24 protein-coding genes are annotated in these 17,630 nt (G+C 68.4%); 22 read left to right on the top strand and 2 right to left on the bottom strand.

What is annotated here, in order from left to right:
* The first annotated feature begins 9 nt into the window (after nt 1-9).
* From CEG14_RS00880 to CEG14_RS00785, 20 genes are all read left to right on the top strand, one after another.
* A complete protein-coding gene (locus CEG14_RS00880) occupies nt 10-798 on the top strand; it encodes an MlaA family lipoprotein (RefSeq protein ID WP_094824473.1) in 789 nt (262 codons plus the stop codon).
* A 35-nt stretch (nt 799-833) separates the two neighbouring features.
* Entirely contained in the window at nt 834-1,463 is a 630-nt protein-coding gene (locus CEG14_RS00875) for an MlaC/ttg2D family ABC transporter substrate-binding protein (protein ID WP_094824472.1), read from the top strand.
* A gap of 130 nt (nt 1,464-1,593) precedes the next feature.
* Entirely contained in the window at nt 1,594-2,406 is an 813-nt protein-coding gene (locus CEG14_RS00870) for an ABC transporter ATP-binding protein (RefSeq protein ID WP_094824471.1), read from the top strand.
* Nucleotides 2,403-3,206, top strand: coding sequence for an ABC transporter permease (locus CEG14_RS00865; protein ID WP_094824470.1), 804 nt, complete (start codon nt 2,403-2,405; stop codon nt 3,204-3,206). The genes CEG14_RS00870 and CEG14_RS00865 overlap by 4 nt, the downstream gene beginning before the upstream one ends.
* Before the next feature lie 5 nt (nt 3,207-3,211).
* Nucleotides 3,212-3,457 carry a BolA family protein gene (locus CEG14_RS00860; RefSeq protein WP_094824469.1) on the top strand — a complete coding sequence of 82 codons (246 nt, stop codon included), beginning with the start codon at nt 3,212-3,214 and terminating at the stop codon, nt 3,455-3,457.
* Nucleotides 3,457-4,725, top strand: coding sequence for a UDP-N-acetylglucosamine 1-carboxyvinyltransferase (gene murA / locus CEG14_RS00855; protein ID WP_094824468.1), 1,269 nt, complete (start codon nt 3,457-3,459; stop codon nt 4,723-4,725). The genes CEG14_RS00860 and murA overlap by 1 nt, the downstream gene beginning before the upstream one ends.
* The gene (gene hisG / locus CEG14_RS00850) at nt 4,722-5,396 is read left to right on the top strand and encodes an ATP phosphoribosyltransferase (protein WP_094824467.1); all 675 of its coding nucleotides are present in this window, start codon (nt 4,722-4,724) and stop codon (nt 5,394-5,396) included. The genes murA and hisG overlap by 4 nt, the downstream gene beginning before the upstream one ends.
* Before the next feature lie 23 nt (nt 5,397-5,419).
* Complete coding sequence (hisD, locus tag CEG14_RS00845) at nt 5,420-6,724, top strand: histidinol dehydrogenase (RefSeq protein ID WP_094824466.1); 1,305 nt, start codon at nt 5,420-5,422, stop codon at nt 6,722-6,724.
* A complete protein-coding gene (gene hisC, locus CEG14_RS00840; RefSeq protein ID WP_094824465.1) occupies nt 6,721-7,836 on the top strand; it encodes a histidinol-phosphate transaminase in 1,116 nt (371 codons plus the stop codon). The genes hisD and hisC overlap by 4 nt, the downstream gene beginning before the upstream one ends.
* 1 nt (nt 7,837) lies before the next feature.
* Nucleotides 7,838-8,425, top strand: a complete 588-nt coding sequence (hisB, locus tag CEG14_RS00835) for an imidazoleglycerol-phosphate dehydratase HisB (RefSeq protein ID WP_094824464.1) — start codon at nt 7,838-7,840, stop codon at nt 8,423-8,425.
* Between the two features lie 82 nt (nt 8,426-8,507).
* Nucleotides 8,508-9,194 carry an imidazole glycerol phosphate synthase subunit HisH gene (locus CEG14_RS00830; RefSeq protein WP_094824463.1) on the top strand — a complete coding sequence of 229 codons (687 nt, stop codon included), beginning with the start codon at nt 8,508-8,510 and terminating at the stop codon, nt 9,192-9,194.
* 64 nt (nt 9,195-9,258) lie between these two features.
* Nucleotides 9,259-9,999, top strand: coding sequence for a 1-(5-phosphoribosyl)-5-[(5-phosphoribosylamino)methylideneamino]imidazole-4-carboxamide isomerase (gene hisA / locus CEG14_RS00825; protein WP_094824462.1), 741 nt, complete (start codon nt 9,259-9,261; stop codon nt 9,997-9,999).
* On the top strand, nt 9,996-10,799 hold the full coding sequence (hisF, locus tag CEG14_RS00820; RefSeq protein ID WP_094824461.1) for an imidazole glycerol phosphate synthase subunit HisF: 804 nt from the start codon (nt 9,996-9,998) through the stop codon (nt 10,797-10,799). Before hisA ends, hisF begins: the two co-directional genes overlap by 4 nt.
* A 7-nt stretch (nt 10,800-10,806) precedes the next feature.
* On the top strand, nt 10,807-11,211 hold the full coding sequence (hisI, locus tag CEG14_RS00815) for a phosphoribosyl-AMP cyclohydrolase (protein ID WP_094824460.1): 405 nt from the start codon (nt 10,807-10,809) through the stop codon (nt 11,209-11,211).
* Nucleotides 11,208-11,558: a phosphoribosyl-ATP diphosphatase gene (locus CEG14_RS00810; RefSeq protein WP_094824459.1), complete on the top strand. Its 351-nt coding sequence runs from the start codon at nt 11,208-11,210 to the stop codon at nt 11,556-11,558. The genes hisI and CEG14_RS00810 overlap by 4 nt, the downstream gene beginning before the upstream one ends.
* 14 nt (nt 11,559-11,572) lie before the next feature.
* Nucleotides 11,573-11,941, top strand: coding sequence for a histidine triad nucleotide-binding protein (locus CEG14_RS00805; protein ID WP_094824458.1), 369 nt, complete (start codon nt 11,573-11,575; stop codon nt 11,939-11,941).
* Between the two features lie 16 nt (nt 11,942-11,957).
* A complete protein-coding gene (gene tatA, locus CEG14_RS00800) occupies nt 11,958-12,182 on the top strand; it encodes a Sec-independent protein translocase subunit TatA (protein WP_094824457.1) in 225 nt (74 codons plus the stop codon).
* A 97-nt stretch (nt 12,183-12,279) separates the two neighbouring features.
* Entirely contained in the window at nt 12,280-12,849 is a 570-nt protein-coding gene (tatB, locus tag CEG14_RS00795; RefSeq protein WP_094824456.1) for a Sec-independent protein translocase protein TatB, read from the top strand.
* A 26-nt stretch (nt 12,850-12,875) separates the two neighbouring features.
* Nucleotides 12,876-13,640: a twin-arginine translocase subunit TatC gene (tatC, locus tag CEG14_RS00790; protein WP_373454177.1), complete on the top strand. Its 765-nt coding sequence runs from the start codon at nt 12,876-12,878 to the stop codon at nt 13,638-13,640.
* 129 nt (nt 13,641-13,769) lie between these two features.
* Nucleotides 13,770-14,234: a helix-turn-helix domain-containing protein gene (locus CEG14_RS00785; RefSeq protein WP_094824454.1), complete on the top strand. Its 465-nt coding sequence runs from the start codon at nt 13,770-13,772 to the stop codon at nt 14,232-14,234.
* A 124-nt stretch (nt 14,235-14,358) separates the two neighbouring features.
* Here the strand turns inward: CEG14_RS00785 and CEG14_RS00780 are convergent, their stop codons facing one another.
* The gene (locus tag CEG14_RS00780) at nt 14,359-15,498 is read right to left on the bottom strand and encodes a trypsin-like peptidase domain-containing protein (RefSeq protein WP_094824453.1); all 1,140 of its coding nucleotides are present in this window, start codon (nt 15,496-15,498) and stop codon (nt 14,359-14,361) included.
* A gap of 20 nt (nt 15,499-15,518) precedes the next feature.
* On the opposite strand from CEG14_RS00780, the gene CEG14_RS00775 reads away from it, so the two are divergent.
* Nucleotides 15,519-16,295: a Nif3-like dinuclear metal center hexameric protein gene (locus CEG14_RS00775; protein WP_094824452.1), complete on the top strand. Its 777-nt coding sequence runs from the start codon at nt 15,519-15,521 to the stop codon at nt 16,293-16,295.
* A 31-nt stretch (nt 16,296-16,326) separates the two neighbouring features.
* Here the strand turns inward: CEG14_RS00775 and mscL are convergent, their stop codons facing one another.
* Entirely contained in the window at nt 16,327-16,794 is a 468-nt protein-coding gene (gene mscL, locus CEG14_RS00770) for a large conductance mechanosensitive channel protein MscL (protein ID WP_094824451.1), read from the bottom strand.
* A 139-nt stretch (nt 16,795-16,933) separates the two neighbouring features.
* Here mscL and petA point away from each other — a divergent pair, with 139 nt between their 5' ends.
* Nucleotides 16,934-17,575: a ubiquinol-cytochrome c reductase iron-sulfur subunit gene (gene petA / locus CEG14_RS00765; protein WP_094824450.1), complete on the top strand. Its 642-nt coding sequence runs from the start codon at nt 16,934-16,936 to the stop codon at nt 17,573-17,575.
* The last annotated feature ends 55 nt before the right edge of the window (nt 17,576-17,630 follow it).

The following is a 17,630-nucleotide window of genomic DNA, read 5'->3' as shown; positions in this document are numbered from 1 at the left end:
CCTGACACCATGACCAAGCAAGCCCTTTCCCGATTCGCCACCGTCGCGGCGGCCACCGCGCTCCTGGCGGGCTGCGCCGCGCCGCAGAACCCGGACCCGCGCGATCCCTGGGAAGGCTTCAACCGCGGCGTCTACAAGTTCAACGACACGGTCGACCGTGCGCTGTTCAAGCCGGTGGCCCAGGCCTACACCTACGTCACGCCCCAGCCCGTGCGCGATTGCGTGCACAACATGTTCAGCAACGTGAACGACATCTGGGCCGGCACCAACAGCATGCTGCAGGGCCGCGGCCATGATTTCATCAACACGCTGGGCCGTTTCCTGTTCAACACGACCATGGGCGTGGGCGGCTGTTTCGACGTTGCTTCTGCTAACGGAGCGCGAAAGATTCCTAACGACTTCGGTGTTACGCTGGGCGTGTGGGGCATCGGCTCGGGTCCGTACCTGGTGCTGCCGATCTACGGTTCGAGCACCATCCGCGACGGCGTCGGCCTGGCCGGCGACTGGCAGGCAAGCCAGTTCGTCTCGGTGGGCGCGATCGACAACATCCGTCTGCGCAACTCCCTCTGGGGTCTGCAAGTGGTCGACACGCGTGCCAGCCTGCTGGACGTGACCGACACGGTCGATCGCGTGGCGCTGGATCCGTACAGCTTCGTGCGCGATGCCTATCTGCAACGCCGGGCCGCCATGGTGCGCGGCGACCGCGTCGATGCCGAGGGTTCGCTGCCGAACTACGAGGACGACGAGGCCGACACCACGGCACCGGCCGCCGACAAGGCGACCCCGCCCGCCAAGTAAGACGGCGCGGATCGCCGTAGCAAGAAGGAGTTTTCATGCGGTTTTCTGTTTCTGCCCTGCTGTCCCGCGTTGCCCTGGCCAGCGCCCTGCTGGCGGGCGCCAGCGGCATCGCCGTGGCCAAGCCCGACCCCAAGGCGGCGCCGGGCGAGTTCGTCCTGCAGGCGGCCAACGAGGCGCTCGACGTCATCAAGTCCGACGGCGCCGTGCGCGCCGGCAACCTCTCGCGCATCAACGAGGTCGTCGACAAGCACATCCTGCCGTACGTCAATTTCACCAAGACCACCCGCCTGGCCGCCGGCCGCTACTGGCGCCAGGCCTCGGATGCGCAGAAGCAGGCGCTGGCCGAAGCCTTCCGCGGCACGCTGATCCGCACCTACAGCGGCGCGCTCGCCAAGGTCGACGCCAACACCAAGGTCTCGCTGCAGCCGCAGCGCGGCGATCCCAACGCCAACGACGTGGTCGTGCGCACCCTGATCAGCCAAGGCAACAGCCAGCCGGTCGGCGTCGACTACCGCCTCGAGAAAACGCCCGAAGGCTGGCGCATCTACGACATGAACGTCGAAGGCATCTGGCTGATCGAGAACTACCGCAACCAGTTCGCCCAGCAGATCAACCAGAACGGCATCGACGGGCTGATCGCCGCCCTGAACCAGCGCAACCGCTGATTCCCCCGGCGGCCCGCCCGCGGGCCGCCACCCCTGCCGACCGGCGGGGCTTTGAGGCGGCTGCAAGGGTGCGCCTTATATAATGGTCGATTCGGCGCCCTGCGGGCGCCGCGCCGTCCGCGCCCCATCTATGTCAGCCGCCGTCAGTCTCCAGCACATCTCCAAGACCTATCCGCCCCGCAGCGCCGGGTGGCGCGGGCTGTTCGGCCGCGCCGGCACGCCCGGCTTCCAGGCGCTCAACGACGTGAGCCTGGAGATCGGCCACGGCGAGTTCTTCGGCCTGCTGGGCCCGAACGGCGCCGGCAAGACCACCCTCATCTCCATCCTGGCCGGGCTGGCCCGCGCCAGCGGCGGCAGCGCCAGCGTGTGCGGCTACGACGTGGTCACGCAATACAAGGAGGCCCGGCGTTCGCTGGGCGTGGTGCCGCAGGAGCTGGTATACGACCCCTTTTTCACGGTGCGCGAGACCCTGCGCATCCAGTCGGGCTATTTCGGCCTGCGCAAGAACGACGACTGGATCGACGAGATCCTGTTCAATCTCGGGCTGTCCGACAAGGCCGAGAACAACATGCGCGCGCTGTCCGGCGGCATGAAGCGGCGCGTGCTGGTCGCCCAGGCGCTGGTGCACCGCCCGCCGGTGATCGTGCTCGACGAGCCCACCGCCGGGGTCGACGTGGACCTGCGCCGCACGCTCTGGGAATTCATCTCGCGCCTGAACCGCGCGGGGCACACCATCATGCTCACCACGCACTATCTCGAAGAGGCCGAGGCGCTCTGTAATCGCATCGCCATGCTCAAGGGCGGCCGCGTCGTGGCGCTCGACACCACCCAGGCGCTGCTCGCGCGGGTGGGCGGCGTCGACCTCGAAGACGCGTTCGTGCGCATCATGCACCAGGACGACCCCAAGGTCGCCGAGCTCACCGCCGAGGAGGAGCGCTCGTGACCGCCCCCGTCGCCGAACAACGCGTGCAGCCGCGCCTGGATGCGGGCTCGGGGTTCCCGACCCTGCTGCGCAAGGAGCTGCTGCGCTTCTGGAAGGTCAGCTTCCAGACCATCGCCGCGCCCGTCATCACCGCGCTGCTCTACCTGCTGGTCTTCGCGCACGTGCTCGAAGGCCGGGTCACGGTCTACGACACCGTGCCCTACACGGCGTTCCTGATCCCCGGGCTCATGATGATGAGCATGCTGCAGAACGCCTTCGCCAACCCCTCGTCGTCGCTGATCCAGAGCCGCATCACGGGCAACCTGGTGTTCATGCTGCTGCCGCCCCTCTCGCATCGCGACATCTTCGCCGCGTACGTGCTGGCCGCGATCGTGCGCGGCCTGGCCGTGGGCGTCTGTGTCTGGCTGGTGGCGCTGAACTTCGCCGCGCTGGTGCCGCAGCACCCGCTCTGGGTGCTGGTGTTCGGCGTGATGGCCTGCGGCATCATGGGCGTGCTGGGCGTGATCGCGGGCCTGTGGTCGGAGAAGTTCGACCAGCTCGCCGCCTTCCAGAACTTCCTCATCATGCCCGCGACCTTCCTGTCGGGCGTGTTCTACTCGATCCACACGCTGCCGCCGTTCTGGCAGGCGGTGTCGCACTACAACCCGATCTTCTACACGATCGACGGCTTCCGCTACGGCTTCTTCTCCGTCTCGGATGTCTCGCCCTGGCGCAGCCTCGCCGTCGTGGCGGGCGTGTTCGTCGTGCTGTCGCTCTACGCCCTGCGCCTGCTGGCGCGCGGCTACAAACTCAGGAACTGACCCCCATGCTACCCACCCCCGAACAGGTCCGTCAGTACATCGCGGATGGGCTGCCCTGTGATCATCTGGAGGTGCAGGGCGACGGCTCGCATTTCGACGCGGTCATCGTCAGCCCGGCCTTCGAAGGCAAGCGCCTGATCGCGCGCCACCAGCTCGTGTACGCGGCGCTGGGCGATCGCATGAAGGCCGAAATCCACGCGCTGTCGATGCGCACCCTCACGCCCGCCGAGTACGCCAAGGCAGGCGCCTGATGGACAAGCTCCGGATCACGGGCGGCGCAGCGCTGCACGGCGAGATCGCCGTGTCGGGCGCGAAGAATGCCGCGCTGCCCATCCTGTGCGCGGCGCTGCTCAGCGCCGAGCCGCTCGAGCTGGCCAACGTGCCGCAGCTCAACGACGTCTCGACCATGCTGCGCCTGCTGGGCCAGATGGGCGTGCGCAGCGAACAGACCGGCCCCGGCGCCGTGATCCTGCAGGCCGACCGGGTCGACAGCCTCGAAGCGCCGTACGAGCTGGTCAAGACCATGCGCGCCTCCATCCTCGTGCTGGGCCCGCTGGTGGCCCGCTACGGCGAGGCGCGCGTCAGCCTGCCCGGCGGCTGCGCGATCGGCCAGCGGCCGGTCGACCAGCACATCAAGGGCCTGGCCGCGCTGGGCGCGGAGATCAGCATCGAGCACGGCTTCGTGGTGGCCCGCGCCAAGCGCCTGAAGGGCGCCTCGGTGCGCACCGACATGGTCACCGTGACCGGCACCGAAAACCTGCTCATGGCGGCCGTGCTGGCCGAGGGCACCACGGTGCTCGAGAACGCCGCGCGCGAACCCGAAGTGGTGGACCTGGCCGAGCTGCTCATCAAGATGGGCGCCCGCATCAGCGGCCATGGCACCGACCGCATCGTGATCGAAGGCGTCGAGCGCCTGCATGGCGCCCGTCATCGCGTGATGCCCGATCGGATCGAGGCCGGCACCTTCCTGTGCGCAGTCGGCGCTGCCGGCGGCGACGTCCTGCTGCGCGACGCCGCGCCCGAGGCGATGGGCGCCACGCTCGACAAGCTGGCCGAGGCCGGCGTGCAGCTCGAAACCGGCCCCGACTGGATCCGCGCCCGCATGTCGGGCCGGCCCCGCGCGGTGGGCCTGCGCACCCACGAATACCCCGGCTTCGCCACCGACATGCAGGCCCAGCTGATGGCGCTCGACACGCTCGCCACCGGCACCGCGGTCATCGTCGAAAACATCTTCGAGAACCGCTTCATGCACGTGCAGGAGCTGGTGCGCCTGGGTGCCGACATCGACATCGACGGCCATACGGCCGTGGTGCGCGGCGTCGCGCAACTGTCGGGCGCCACCGTGATGGCGACCGACCTGCGCGCCTCCGCCAGCCTGGTGATCGCCGGCCTCGCGGCCGAGGGCGATACCCTGATCGAACGCATTTATCACCTGGACCGCGGCTACGACCGCATGGAAGTGAAACTCCAGAGCCTGGGTGCCCGGATTCAACGTATCACCGGTAAGGAATCGGCATGAGCCAAGCGACTGCCCGTCCCCTGACCCTGGCCTTGTCCAAGGGTCGCATCTTCGAAGAAACCATGCCCCTGCTGGCCGAGGCCGGCATCGAGGTCACCGAAAACCCCGAGAGCTCGCGCAAGCTCATCCTGCCGACCAGCGATCCCGGCCTGCAGCTGATCATCGTGCGCGCCTCCGACGTGCCGACCTATGTGCAGTACGGTGCGGCCGACTTCGGCATCGCGGGCAAGGACGTGCTGATCGAGCACGCGGCCCAGCAGCCCGGCCGGCTCTACCAGCCGATCGACCTGAACATCGCCAAGTGCCGCCTCGCCGTGGCCGTGCGGCACGACTTCGACTACGCCGCCGCCGTGCACCAGGGCGCACGCCTGCGCGTGGCCACCAAATACGTCCAGTCGGCGCGCGAACACTTCGCCAGCAAGGGCGTCTACGTCGACATCATCAAGCTGTACGGCTCCATGGAGCTGGCGCCGCTGGTCGGCCTGGCCGACGCCATCGTCGACCTGGTCTCGACCGGTGGCACGCTCAAGGCCAACGGGCTCGTGGCCGTCGAAGACATCATGCAGATCTCCTCGCGGCTGATCGTCAACCAGGCCTCGCTCAAGACGCGCGGCGACCGCCTGCAGCCGCTGCTCGATGCCTTCGAGCGCGCCGCCGCGCGCAACGACTGACCCCACGTCCGAACGAACACATCATGGCTCTGATCAATCGTCTCGACTCCCGCGACCCGGGTTTCAAATCCGCCCTGTCCCAGCTGCTGGCCTTCGAGGCCTCGCAGGATGAATCCATCGACCGCGCCGTCGCGGGGATCCTGGCCGACGTGCGCGGCCGCGGCGACGCCGCGCTGCTCGAATACACGCAGCGCTTCGACCGCGTGCCGGCCGCCGACGTGACCGCGCTGGAGATTCCGCGCAGCGAATGGCAGGCCGCGCTGGCCGCGCTGCCCACCGCCCAGCGCAACGCGCTGGAAGCGGCGGCCGACCGCGTGCGCGCCTATCACGAGCACCAGCGCATCGAGACCTGGACCTACACCGATCCCGAGGGCAACACGCTGGGCCAGCAGGTCACCCCGCTCGACCGCGTGGGCCTGTACGTGCCGGGCGGCAAGGCCGCCTATCCCTCGTCGGTGCTGATGAACGCGATTCCGGCCAAGGTGGCCGGCGTGCCCGAGCTGATCATGGTCACGCCCACGCCCGACGGCGTGCGCAACCCCATCGTGCTGGCCGCCGCCGCCATTGCCGGCGTCGACCGCGCCTTCGCCATCGGCGGCGCCCAGGCCGTGGGTGCGCTGGCCTACGGCACCGCCACGGTGCCCGCGGTCGACAAGATCGTCGGCCCCGGCAACGCCTACGTGGCCGCCGCCAAGCGCCGCGTCTACGGCACCGTCGGCATCGACATGATCGCCGGCCCGAGCGAAATCCTGGTCATCTGCGACGGCAACACGCCGGCCGACTGGATCGCCATGGACCTGTTCTCGCAGGCCGAGCACGACGAGCTGGCCCAGTCGATCCTGCTGTGCCCCGACGCCGACTTCATCGCCGAGGTCGAGGCCTCGATCGCGCGCCTGCTGCCGCAGATGCCGCGCGCCGACATCCTGCGCACCAGCCTGGCCAACCGCGGCGCGCTCATCCTGGTGCGCGACCTCGACGAAGCCTGCGCCATCGCCAACGACATCGCGCCCGAGCACCTCGAGATCTCGACCGAACACCCCGAGATCTGGACCGCCAAGATCCGCCACGCCGGCGCGATCTTCATGGGCCGCTACAGCTCCGAGTCGCTGGGCGACTACTGCGCCGGTCCCAACCACGTGCTGCCGACCTCGCGCACCGCGCGCTTCTCGTCGCCCCTGGGCGTGTACGACTTCCAGAAGCGCTCCAGCCTGATCCAGGTGTCGCATGCCGGCGCCCAGACCCTCGGACGCATCGCGGCCGAGCTGGCGCTGGGCGAGGGCCTGCAGGCGCACGCCGCCAGCGCCCAATACCGGCTCGACCAGCCATGAGCACCGGCGCCGCCGACACGGCGGTCGCCGCGCGCATCGCCCGCACCGTGCGGGCCGACATCCGCGCGCTCTCGGCCTATCCGGTGACGCCGGCCGAGGGCTGTATCAAGCTCGACGCCATGGAGTGCCCCTATCCCTTGCCCGACACCGTGCGAGATGCGATCGCCGCCGCCGTCCGCGAGGTCGAGCTCAACCGCTATCCCGCCGCCGACCAGCGCGCGCTCAAGGCCCAGGTGGCCGCGGCGTTCGGCGTGCCCGCCGGCGCCGGCCTGCTGTTCGGCAACGGCTCGGACGAGCTGATCCACCTGCTGATCCAGGCCTGTTGCGCGCCGGGCGACACGGTGCTGTCGCCGTGGCCCTCGTTCGTGTATTTCGACATGGCGGCGCGTTTCGACCACGCCCGCTTCGAGCCGGTGGCGCTCACCGCCAGCCTGGCGCTCGACCTGCCGGCCATGCTCGAGGCGATCGCCCGCACCCAGCCCAAGCTGGTGTTCCTGGCCATTCCCAACAACCCCACCGGCGGCGCCTGGACCGGCGAGCAGGTGCGCGCCATCCTCGACGCGGCGCCCGGGCTGGTGGTGGTCGACGAGGCCTACCAGCCGTTTGCCGACGGCACCTGGATGCCGGAGCTGCTCGCGCACCCCAACCTGGTGGTGATGCGCACGGTCTCCAAGATCGGCCTGGCCGGCCTGCGTTTCGGTTACCTGGCCGGCCATCCCGCCTGGATCGCCGAGATCGACAAGGTCCGCCCGCCGTACAACCTCGATGTGCTGACCCAGGCCGTGTTGCGCACCGTGCTCGAACACAAGGCCGTGCTCGACGCGCAGGCCGCGCGGCTGCGCGCCGACCGCGCCCCGCTGGCCGCCGCGCTGGCCGCGCTGCCGGGCGTGACGGTGTATCCGAGCGGGGGCAATTTCATTCTTGCGCGCTTTTCCGGTCACAGCGACGGCAACGCCGTGCATCTCGCCCTGAAAACGCGCAAAATACTGGTTAGAAACTTCTCGGCGGCGCATCCGCTACTGGCCGGATGCCTGCGCATCTCGGTCGGCACGCCAGACGAGAACGCGGCCCTCTTGGCCGCTCTGCAAGAAATCCTGAGCTCCGAGCCCTGACATGCGTACCGCAGAAATCATCCGCAACACCAACGAAACGCGCATCCGCGTGGCCATCAACCTCGACGGCACCGGCAAGCAGACCATCGATACGGGCGTGCCGTTCCTCGATCACATGCTCGACCAGATCGCGCGCCACGGCCTGGTCGACCTCGACATCAAGGCCGAGGGTGACCTGCACATCGACGCGCACCACACCGTCGAAGACGTCGGCATCACGCTCGGCATGGCCATCGCCCAGGCGATCGGCAACAAGGCAGGCCTGCGCCGCTACGGCCACGCCTACGTGCCGCTCGACGAAGCGCTGTCGCGCGTCGTGATCGATTTCTCGGGCCGTCCCGGCCTCGAATACCACATCGATTTCACCCGCGCCCGCATCGGCAACTTCGACGTCGACCTCACCCGCGAATTCTTCCAGGGCCTGGTCAACCACGCCCTCATGACCCTGCACATCGACAACCTGCGCGGCTTCAACGCCCACCACCAGTGCGAAACCGTGTTCAAGGCCTTCGGCCGCGCGCTGCGCATGGCCATGGAAGTCGATCCGCGCATGGGCGACGTGATCCCGTCGACCAAGGGCGTGCTGTAATCGGGGCAGGGCGCCGCGCCGGCGCCCGTCCGCCGCCATTCTTTCGCGTCATCGAGCGCCACTCCTCACCAGGCAGACCCAAGTGAGCACTATCGCCATCGTCGACTACGGCATGGGCAATTTCCATTCCGTGGCGCGCGCGCTGCAATACGCCGCCCCCGACGCCGACATCCGTATCTGCAATCGTCCCGACCAGATCGCCGCCGCCGACCGCGTGGTGTTCCCGGGCCAGGGCGCCATGCCCGACTGCATGCGCACCCTCAACGAATCGGGCCTGCGCGACGCCGTGCTGGCCGCCGCCCGCAGCAAGCCGCTGCTGGGCGTGTGCGTGGGCGAGCAGATGCTGTTCGAATCCAGCCGGGAAGGCGACACGCCGTGCCTGTCGGTGTTTCCGGGCGAGGTGCGCCGCTTCGCGGGCGCCGAGTTCGCCGACGTGGTGCAGGCCGATGCCGACGGCGCCACCGGCCCGTTGCCGGCCCCCGGCGCGCCCGAGCGGTTGAAGGTTCCGCACATGGGATGGAACAAAGTGCGCCAGACGCGCTCTCATCCCCTGTGGGACGGCATTCCCGACGACACCCATTTCTATTTCGTCCACAGCTATTACGCCGTGCCGGCCGATCCGGCGCTCACCGTGGGGGAAAGCGATTATGGGCTCGCCTTTACCTGCGCCGTGGCCGCCAGTAACATTTTCGCGGTGCAGTTCCACCCCGAAAAGAGCGCCGCGCACGGTTTGCGCCTGTACCGCAATTTTGTAGACTGGCAGCCGTAACCGTCCCAAGACGTAGCCCTGGCCGGCCTTTTTTCCAACCCGATTTTTTACGCTCACGACCACCATGCTGCTGATCCCCGCCATCGATCTCAAAGACGGGCGCTGTGTGCGCCTGCGCCAGGGAGACCTGGACGATGCAACGGTGTTCTCCGAAGACCCCGCCGCCATGGCCACCCGCTGGCTCGACCAGGGCGCGCGCCGCCTCCATCTGGTCGACCTCAACGGCGCCGTGGCCGGCAAGCCGCTCAATGAAGCCCCGATCAAGGCCATCCTCGACGCCGTGGGCGACGACATCCCGGTGCAGATCGGCGGCGGCATCCGCGACCTCGACACGATCGAGCGCTATCTCGACGCCGGCATCTCGTACGTGATCATCGGCACGGCCGCCGTGAAGAATCCCGGCTTCCTGCACGATGCCTGCGGCGCGTTCCCGGGCCAGATCATCGTGGGCCTCGACGCCCGCGACGGCAAGATCGCCACCGACGGCTGGAGCAAGCTCACCCGCCACGACGTGCTCGACCTGGCCAAGAAGTTCGAAGACTACGGCTGCGAAGCCATCATCTACACCGACATCGGCCGCGACGGCATGCTGTCGGGCGTGAACGTCGACGCCACCGTGCGCCTGGCCCAGCACGTCCGCATCCCCGTCTACGCCTCCGGCGGCATCGCCGGCATGCCCGACATCGAAGCGCTGTGCGCGGTCGAGTCCGAGGGCGTCGAAGGCGCCATCCTGGGCCGCAGCATCTACGAAGGCACGCTCGACTTCCAGGCCGCCCAGGCCCGGGCCGACGAACTGACGCAATGACCCTCCCCGCCAGCAGCGCCACGGCGCTGACCCGCCGCATCATTCCCTGCCTGGACGTGACCGCCGGGCGCGTGGTCAAGGGCGTGAATTTCGTCAATCTCACCGACGCGGGCGACCCCGTCGAGATCGCGCGCCGCTACAACGAACAGGGCGCCGACGAGCTCACGTTCCTCGACATCACGGCCACCAGCGACGGCCGCGACCTGATCCTGCCCATCATCGAGCAGGTCGCCTCGCAGGTGTTCATCCCCCTCACGGTGGGTGGCGGCGTGCGCCAGGTCTCCGACGTGCAGCGCCTGCTCAACGCGGGCGCCGACAAGATCAGCATCAACAGCGCCGCCGTGGCCAATCCCGAGCTGGTGCGCGGCGCGGCCGATTACCACGGCTCGCAGTGCATCGTGGTCGCGATCGACGCCCGCCGCGTGAGCGGCGAGGGCGAGCCGGCGCGCTGGGAAGTGTTCACCCATGGCGGCCGCAAGGCCACCGGCCTCGATGCCGTGGCCTGGGCGCGCCGCATGGCCGCCTACGGCGCCGGCGAGATCCTGCTCACCAGCATGGACCGCGACGGCACCAAATCCGGCTTCGACCTCGAACTGACCCGCGCCGTCTCCGACGCGGTCCCCGTGCCCGTGATCGCCTCCGGCGGCGTGGGCAGCCTCGATCACCTGGCCGAAGGCGTGACCACCGGCCGCGCGAGCGCCGTGCTGGCCGCCAGCATCTTCCACTTCGGCCAGCACACCGTACGCGAATGCAAGGAATTCATGTCCGCCCGCGGCATCGAAGTCCGGCTCGACTGTTGAGATTCCCATGACCACCGCCCCCAGCTGGCTGTCGGACGTCGTGTTCGACGACAACGGCCTCATCCCCGCCATCGCCCAGGACGCCGAAAACGGCCAGATCCTGATGGTGGCCTGGATGAATGCCGAATCCCTGGCCGAAACCGCCGCCACCGGCCGCGCGGTGTATTGGTCGCGTTCGCGCAAGCGCCTGTGGCGCAAGGGCGAGGAATCCGGCCACCAACAGCAGGTACACGAGTTGCGGCTCGATTGCGATGGCGACGTGGTCCTGCTCAAGGTGCACCAGGCCGGCGGCATCGCCTGCCACACCGGCCGCGCGAGCTGCTTCTATCGCCGTCTCGACGGCGAGGGCAGCGAGGCCGCCTGGACCACCGTCGATCCGGTCCTGAAAGACCCCGAGCTGATCTACAAATGAGCGATACCCCTCTCACCACCGGCGACGTGCTGGCCCGCGTGGCCGACACCCTCGAGTCGCGCCGGCCCGCCAACGGCGGCGATCCGCAGTCCTCCTACGTGGCCAAGCTGCTGGCCAAGGGTCCGGACGCGTTCCTCAAGAAGATCGGCGAGGAGGCCACCGAGCTGGTCATGGCCGCGAAAGACAACCAGCCCGACCGCATCATCAGTGAAACCGCTGATCTGTGGTTCCATTGCCTGGTGGCCCTGACTCATTACAATTTGCGTCCCGAGGACGTGCTGGCCGAACTGGCGCGGCGCGAAGGTCTGTCGGGGCTCGAAGAGAAAGCGCGGCGTCCCGCCGGCTGAGCACGGAACCCGAAATGAGCGATAACTGTCTTTTCTGCAAGATCGCCCGCGGCGACATTCCGGCCACCAAGGTCTACGAAGACGACGAATTCGTCGCCTTCAAGGACATCAATCCGGCCGCCCCCGTCCACCTGCTGCTGATTCCGCGCCGCCATGTGGTGTCGATGCAGGACATCACGCCGCAGGATGCGGAGTGGTTGGGTAGAATGATGACGCTGGTTCCCCGCCTCGCAGCCGAAAACGGCTGCAACCCCGGTCCCGAGGGCGGCTTCCGTGTCTTGGCCAATTCCGGCATCGAAGGCGGCCAGGAAGTTCCGCACCTGCATTTCCACATCATCGGCGGTTCGCGTCCCTGGCAGGGACGCACGGCCCCCAACGCGTAAACCACGGAGATCCCACATGGGTAGCTTCAGCATTTGGCATTGGTTGATCGTCCTGGTCATCGTTGCCCTGATTTTCGGCACCAAGAAACTGCGCAACATCGGCACCGACCTCGGTGGCGCCGTGAAGGGCTTCAAGGAAGGCATGAAAGACGCCAACGCCGACAAGCCCGCCGAGCAGGTCACCCAGCAGCGCGCCGACGACACCATCGACGTGCAGGCCAAGGAAAAGCACAACTCCTGATCGCCCGACGCAGTGCGCACCGGCGCGCCCCTCGTGAGAGGGAGCGCGCCGCGCACGCTTCGCCCCGGACGCATTCTTTCATTCTGGCGGCCCTCGCATGTTTGATGTCAGCTTCACCGAACTGCTCGTGATCGGCGTCGTGGCGCTCGTCGTCATCGGCCCCGAACGCCTGCCCAAAGTGGCCCGCACCGTCGGCCACCTGCTGGGCCGCGCGCAGCGTTACGTCAACGACGTCAAGTCCGACATCCAGCGCGAGATGGAGCTCGACGAGCTGCGCAAGTTCAAGCGCGAAATGGACGACGCCGCCCACGACGTGCAATCGTCGGTGCGCGAGGCCTCCGATTCGTTCCGCGCCACCAGCGACTCGCTGCGCGCCGAACTCGACGATACCGCCCGCGCCGTGGCCCAGAGCGGCGCCGCGACGCCCGCGCCCGGCACCGCCGCCGGCAGTCCCATCGTGAGCTCCGAGCCGAGCCCCGCCGTGGCGCCCCCGGCCGTCGAGCCCGAACGCCGCATCGCGCCGCCCCCGGCGCCGGCCGCCGCGCCGGTGCCTGCCCCCGCACCTACGCCTGCACCGGCGCCGGTGCCCGCCCCCGCACCTACGCCCGCGCCGGAACCCTCGCCCGCGCTCCCGCCCAAGAACCCGTCTTCCGGTACGCAATCGTGAACCAGCAGGTCAACAACGAAGAAGAGATGCAGCAGGACAGCTTCATCTCCCACCTGGTGGAGCTGCGCACCCGGCTGCTGCGCGCCGCGGGCGCCGTGCTGGCCGTGTTCATCGTGCTGTTCATCTATCCCGGCGCCTCGGCCATCTACGACGTGCTGGCCCAGCCCATGCTGGCCTCGCTGCCCGAAGGCACGCGCATGATCGCCACCGGCGTGATCACGCCGTTCATGGTGCCGGTCAAGGTCACGATGATGGCGGCGTTCGTGCTGGCGCTGCCGATCGTGCTGTACCAAGCCTGGGCCTTCGTGGCGCCCGGCCTGTATCGCCACGAAAAGCGCCTGGCGATGCCGCTCATCATCTCGAGCACGCTGCTGTTCATCCTGGGCATGGCGTTCTGCTACTTCTTCGTGTTCCGCACGGTGTTCCACTTCATTGCGACCTTCGCGCCGCAATCGATCACGCCGGCCCCGGACATCGAGGCCTATCTCAGCTTCGTCATGACCATGTTCCTCGCCTTCGGCATCACCTTCGAGGTGCCGGTGGCGGTGGTGCTGCTCGTGAAGACGGGCCTGGTCGACGTGGCCAAGCTGCGCGCCGCGCGCGGCTATGTGGTGGTGGGCGCGTTCGTGATCGCCGCCATCGTCACGCCGCCCGACGTGGTGAGCCAGTTCATGCTGGCCGTGCCGCTGTGCCTGCTCTACGAGCTCGGGCTGCTGGTCGCACGCATGATCAAGCCCACGCCACGCGGCGGCGCCGACAGCGCCGACGGCTCGCTCACCGAGCGCAACTGATTCCACGGGCCGTCGCCGCGCTGCGCGGAGGACGGCCGGTCGGGCCGGATATCGCTTCGGCGCCGTCCCACGCTTGCTTCGGAAATTTCCCACACGCACGGACCCGCCGGCGGACGTAGAGTCGCCGACATGAGCCTGGCCGACCGATTACGCAAGCAGATGCGATGGCGCGGGATCCACAGCCAGAGCCAGTTGGCGCGGATCTCGGGCGTGCCGCAAGCATCGATACACCGAATCCTCATGCGCAGCGGCTACGCGCCGCGCACCGATACCCTCAAGCGCCTCGCCGCCGCCCTCGACACCACCACCGCGTGGCTGGCCGAAGGCCTGGTCGGCACGCTCACGCCTGCCGATCTGCCCCACGATCCCTCGCCCGCCGAAGCGGCCGAGGCCGACGGCTACCAGCGCGAGCTGCTGGCGCTCACCGCCCCGCTCGACCTGGCCGCGAAGCGCCGCGTGGTGTCGGTGGTGAGAATGCTGGTGCATGGCGTGAGCACGCCGCCTGCCGCCCAGGGCGATGCCGAGGCGGGCGCTGAGCCGCTCACGCACGCCGCCGCCCCGCCACGCGCACCGGCCGGGCCCGCCCGGCACTGAATCCACCGCCGAAGCCGCCAGCGGCCCGCTGCGCACCGCGCGCGCCTGGACCCACCCACGCCCCCGCCGCGCGTCCGAACGCCGCGCCAGCGGCCTCTGCTGGCCGCGCAGCGCGGTCGCTGTCTCAGCGCGGCCGCGACGGCCGCGTGCCCACCGTGACCGAGAGCTCCATGGGCTTGCCGCCGCGCAGCAGCTTGAACGTGGCCTGGTGGCCCGGCGCCAGGTTGGCGATCTGGCCCAGCAGGCTCATCGTGTCGCGCACCGGCTGGCCGTCGACCATCTGCACGATGTCGCCCACCTTCAGCCCGGCGCGCCCCGCGGGGCCGTCGCGCATCACGCCCGCGATCACGACGCCCTGGGCATCGGGCGGCAGGTTGAAGGCGCGCGCCAGGTCGGCCGTCATGTCCTGCGGCTCGACGCCGAGCCAGCCGCGCTTGACCTTGCCGGTCTTGATGATTTCATCGAGCACGCGGCGCGCGCTGTCGGCGGGAATCGCGAAGCCGATGCCCAGCGAGCCGCCGGTCTCGGAATAGATCGCGGTGTTGATGCCCACGAGGTTGCCCTGTGCATCGATCAGCGCGCCGCCCGAGTTGCCCGGGTTGATCGCGGCATCGGTCTGGATGAAGTTTTCGTAGGTGTTGATGCCCAGGCCATTGCGGCCCAGCGCCGAAACGATGCCCTGGGTCGTGGTCTGGCCCACGCCGAACGGATTGCCGATCGCCAGCACCACGTCGCCCACGCGCAGGCGCCCGCTCGAGAAGGCGGCCACCGGCAGCGCGTCGAGCTTGCCCTCGAGCTTGATCACGGCGAGGTCGGTCTCGGTATCGGCGCCCACCACCTTGGCGCCCATCTGCCGGCCATCGGCCAGCGCCACCTCGATCGCGTCCGCGGCGTCGACCACGTGGAAGTTGGTCAGCACGTAGCCCTGCGGGCTCACGATCACGCCCGAGCCGAGGCTGGTGCTGGACTCACGCCGCGAGAAGCCCGGCACCTGGCCGAGCAGGTGGCGCAGATTGGGATCGTCGGGCAGCGGCACCAGCGGCACGTCGACGTGCTTGGTGGTGTAGATGTTGACCACTGCCGGCGCGGCCCGCGCCACGCCATCGGCGTAGCTCAGCGGCGCGGCGCCATTGGGCCGTGTGGCGGGCGCCGACTTGCCCGGACCCGACAACTGCAGCCAATCGGGGCGCAGCGTGGTGACGACGAATAAAATGGCCAGACTGACCGTGACGGCCTGAGCGAATATCAGCCAAAGGCGACGCATAACTTTCCACAGGGCAAGCAATGAAGACGATCGAGACCCGCGCACTGGCCGCCTGGCTGGACGACACCCTGCAGGCAAGCCGCTTTCGCGACTACTGCCCGAATGGCCTGCAGGTCGAGGGCAAGAACAAAATTAAGCACATTATCACCGGCGTGACGGCCAGCGAGGCCTTGCTGCGCGCCGCGATCGCGCGCGGCGCCGACGCGGTGCTGGTACACCACGGCTGGTTCTGGAAAAACGAAGACGCGCGCGTGCGCGGGCCCAAGCGTACCCGCCTCGCGCTCACGCTGGCGCACGAGCTCAACCTGTTCGCCTACCACCTGCCGCTCGACGCGCATCCCACGCTGGGCAACAACGCACAGCTGGCGCGCGTGCTCGGGCTCGAACCCGCGCGCCGCGACGACGGCACGCCGCTGACCTGTGGCCACGACAACCTGGTGTGGCTGGGCGGCGCGCCCGGCGTGCAGACGCTGGGCCAGCTCGCCGAACAGGTGCAGGCGCGGCTGGGCCGCGCGCCCCTGCTGGTCGGCGAGCCTGACCAGCAGGTCGGGCGCGTCGCGTGGTGCACCGGTGGGGCACAGGGCATGATGGCCGACGCGGTCGACGCCGGCGCGACCGTGTACATCACCGGCGAGGCGTCCGAGCCCACCACCCATCTCGCACGCGAGACGGGCACGGGCTTCATCGGCGCCGGCCACCACGCCACCGAACGCTACGGCGTGCAGGCCCTGGGCAATGCCGTGGCCGAGGCCTTCGGCGTGCGCGTCGAGTTCGTCGACATCGACAACCCGGTCTGAACGCGCGGGCCGCGCGGGCGGCCCGCCGTGCTTACAGCGTGGTGTCTTTCTTCTGCTGCAGCAGGTCGCGGATTTCGCGCAGCACCACCACGTCTTCGGGCGGGGCGGCCGGCTTCTCTTCCTTCACCGGCTCGGGCTTGTGGCGCGCGGCGTTGATGGCCTTGACCATCCAGAAGATCACGAACGCCAGCAGGATGAAGTTGATCAGGATCGTGAGGAAGTTGCCCCAGGCCAGCACGTTGGCGCCCGCCTTCGTGAGGTCGGCATAGGTCATCGGTCCGGTATAGCCCTCGGGCAGGCGCAAGACCCAGAACTTGTTGGTGAAGTCGACCTGGCCGCCGAGGATCCAGCTCACCAGCGGCATGACGATGTCCCTGACGATCGAGTCGACGATCTTGCCGAACGCAGCGCCGATGATCACACCGACTGCGAGGTCGACAGCATTGCCCTTGACGGCAAAATCGCGGAATTCCTTCAGGAAACCTGTGGCTTTACTCATGCATACCCCCTAATAACAACACGCCCGGGCTTGGGCTAAGGCTATAATACGCGGTTGCTATGCTGTACATCTTCCCCGCAAAACGGACGCGGCAACCCTGATGCTATTCCAGGGCATGCTGCGCCAACAAGGATAGGAAATGAGTCAGGATACGCTGTTGCACGACGAGGACGGTGCAGTTGATCCCAATCTGCCGCCCGATCCTTCCCGACGTTTCTGGGTGACCACCGCCTGTGCGGTGGGGGGTGTAGCCGGAGCTGCAGCGGCCGTGCCCTTCGTCAGTACTTTCGCTCCGTCCGCAAAAGCCCGCGCCGCGGGCGCCCCCGTCGAAGTCGATGTCGGCGACCTGGCCCCCGGCCAGATGCGCACCGTCGAGTGGCGCGGTAAACCGGTCTGGATCCTGCGCCGCTCCGATGAGCAACTCAAGAGCATCGCGTCGCAGAACGCCCTGGTGGCCGATCCCGATTCCGATCGCCCCGACTTCACTCCCGCCTACGCCAAGAACGAATACCGGTCACGCAAGCCCGACCTGTTCGTCTGTGTCGGCATCTGTACCCATCTGGGGTGTTCACCCACCCCTCACTTCGAATCCGGCGCCGGTGCGGGCATGCCCGCCAACTGGCAGGGCGGCTTTCTCTGCCCCTGCCATGGCTCCACGTTCGATCTCGCTGGCCGCGTCTATAAAAACAAGCCTGCGCCAGACAATCTCGAAGTTCCTCCGTATCAGTATTTGAGCGACACACGCCTGATCGTGGGTGTCGACGAAGACAACAAGGCCTGAGCGCGTTCCGCCGTCTTCCCGACCGGAATCCGATCGGGCCTTTGCCGTAATCGCA

Source organism: Bordetella genomosp. 1 (genome assembly GCF_002261335.1).
Lineage (GTDB): Bacteria > Pseudomonadota > Gammaproteobacteria > Burkholderiales > Burkholderiaceae_B > Bordetella.
Note: the sequence above shows the minus strand (reverse complement) of the source record. Positions and strands in the feature narration are given on the sequence as shown.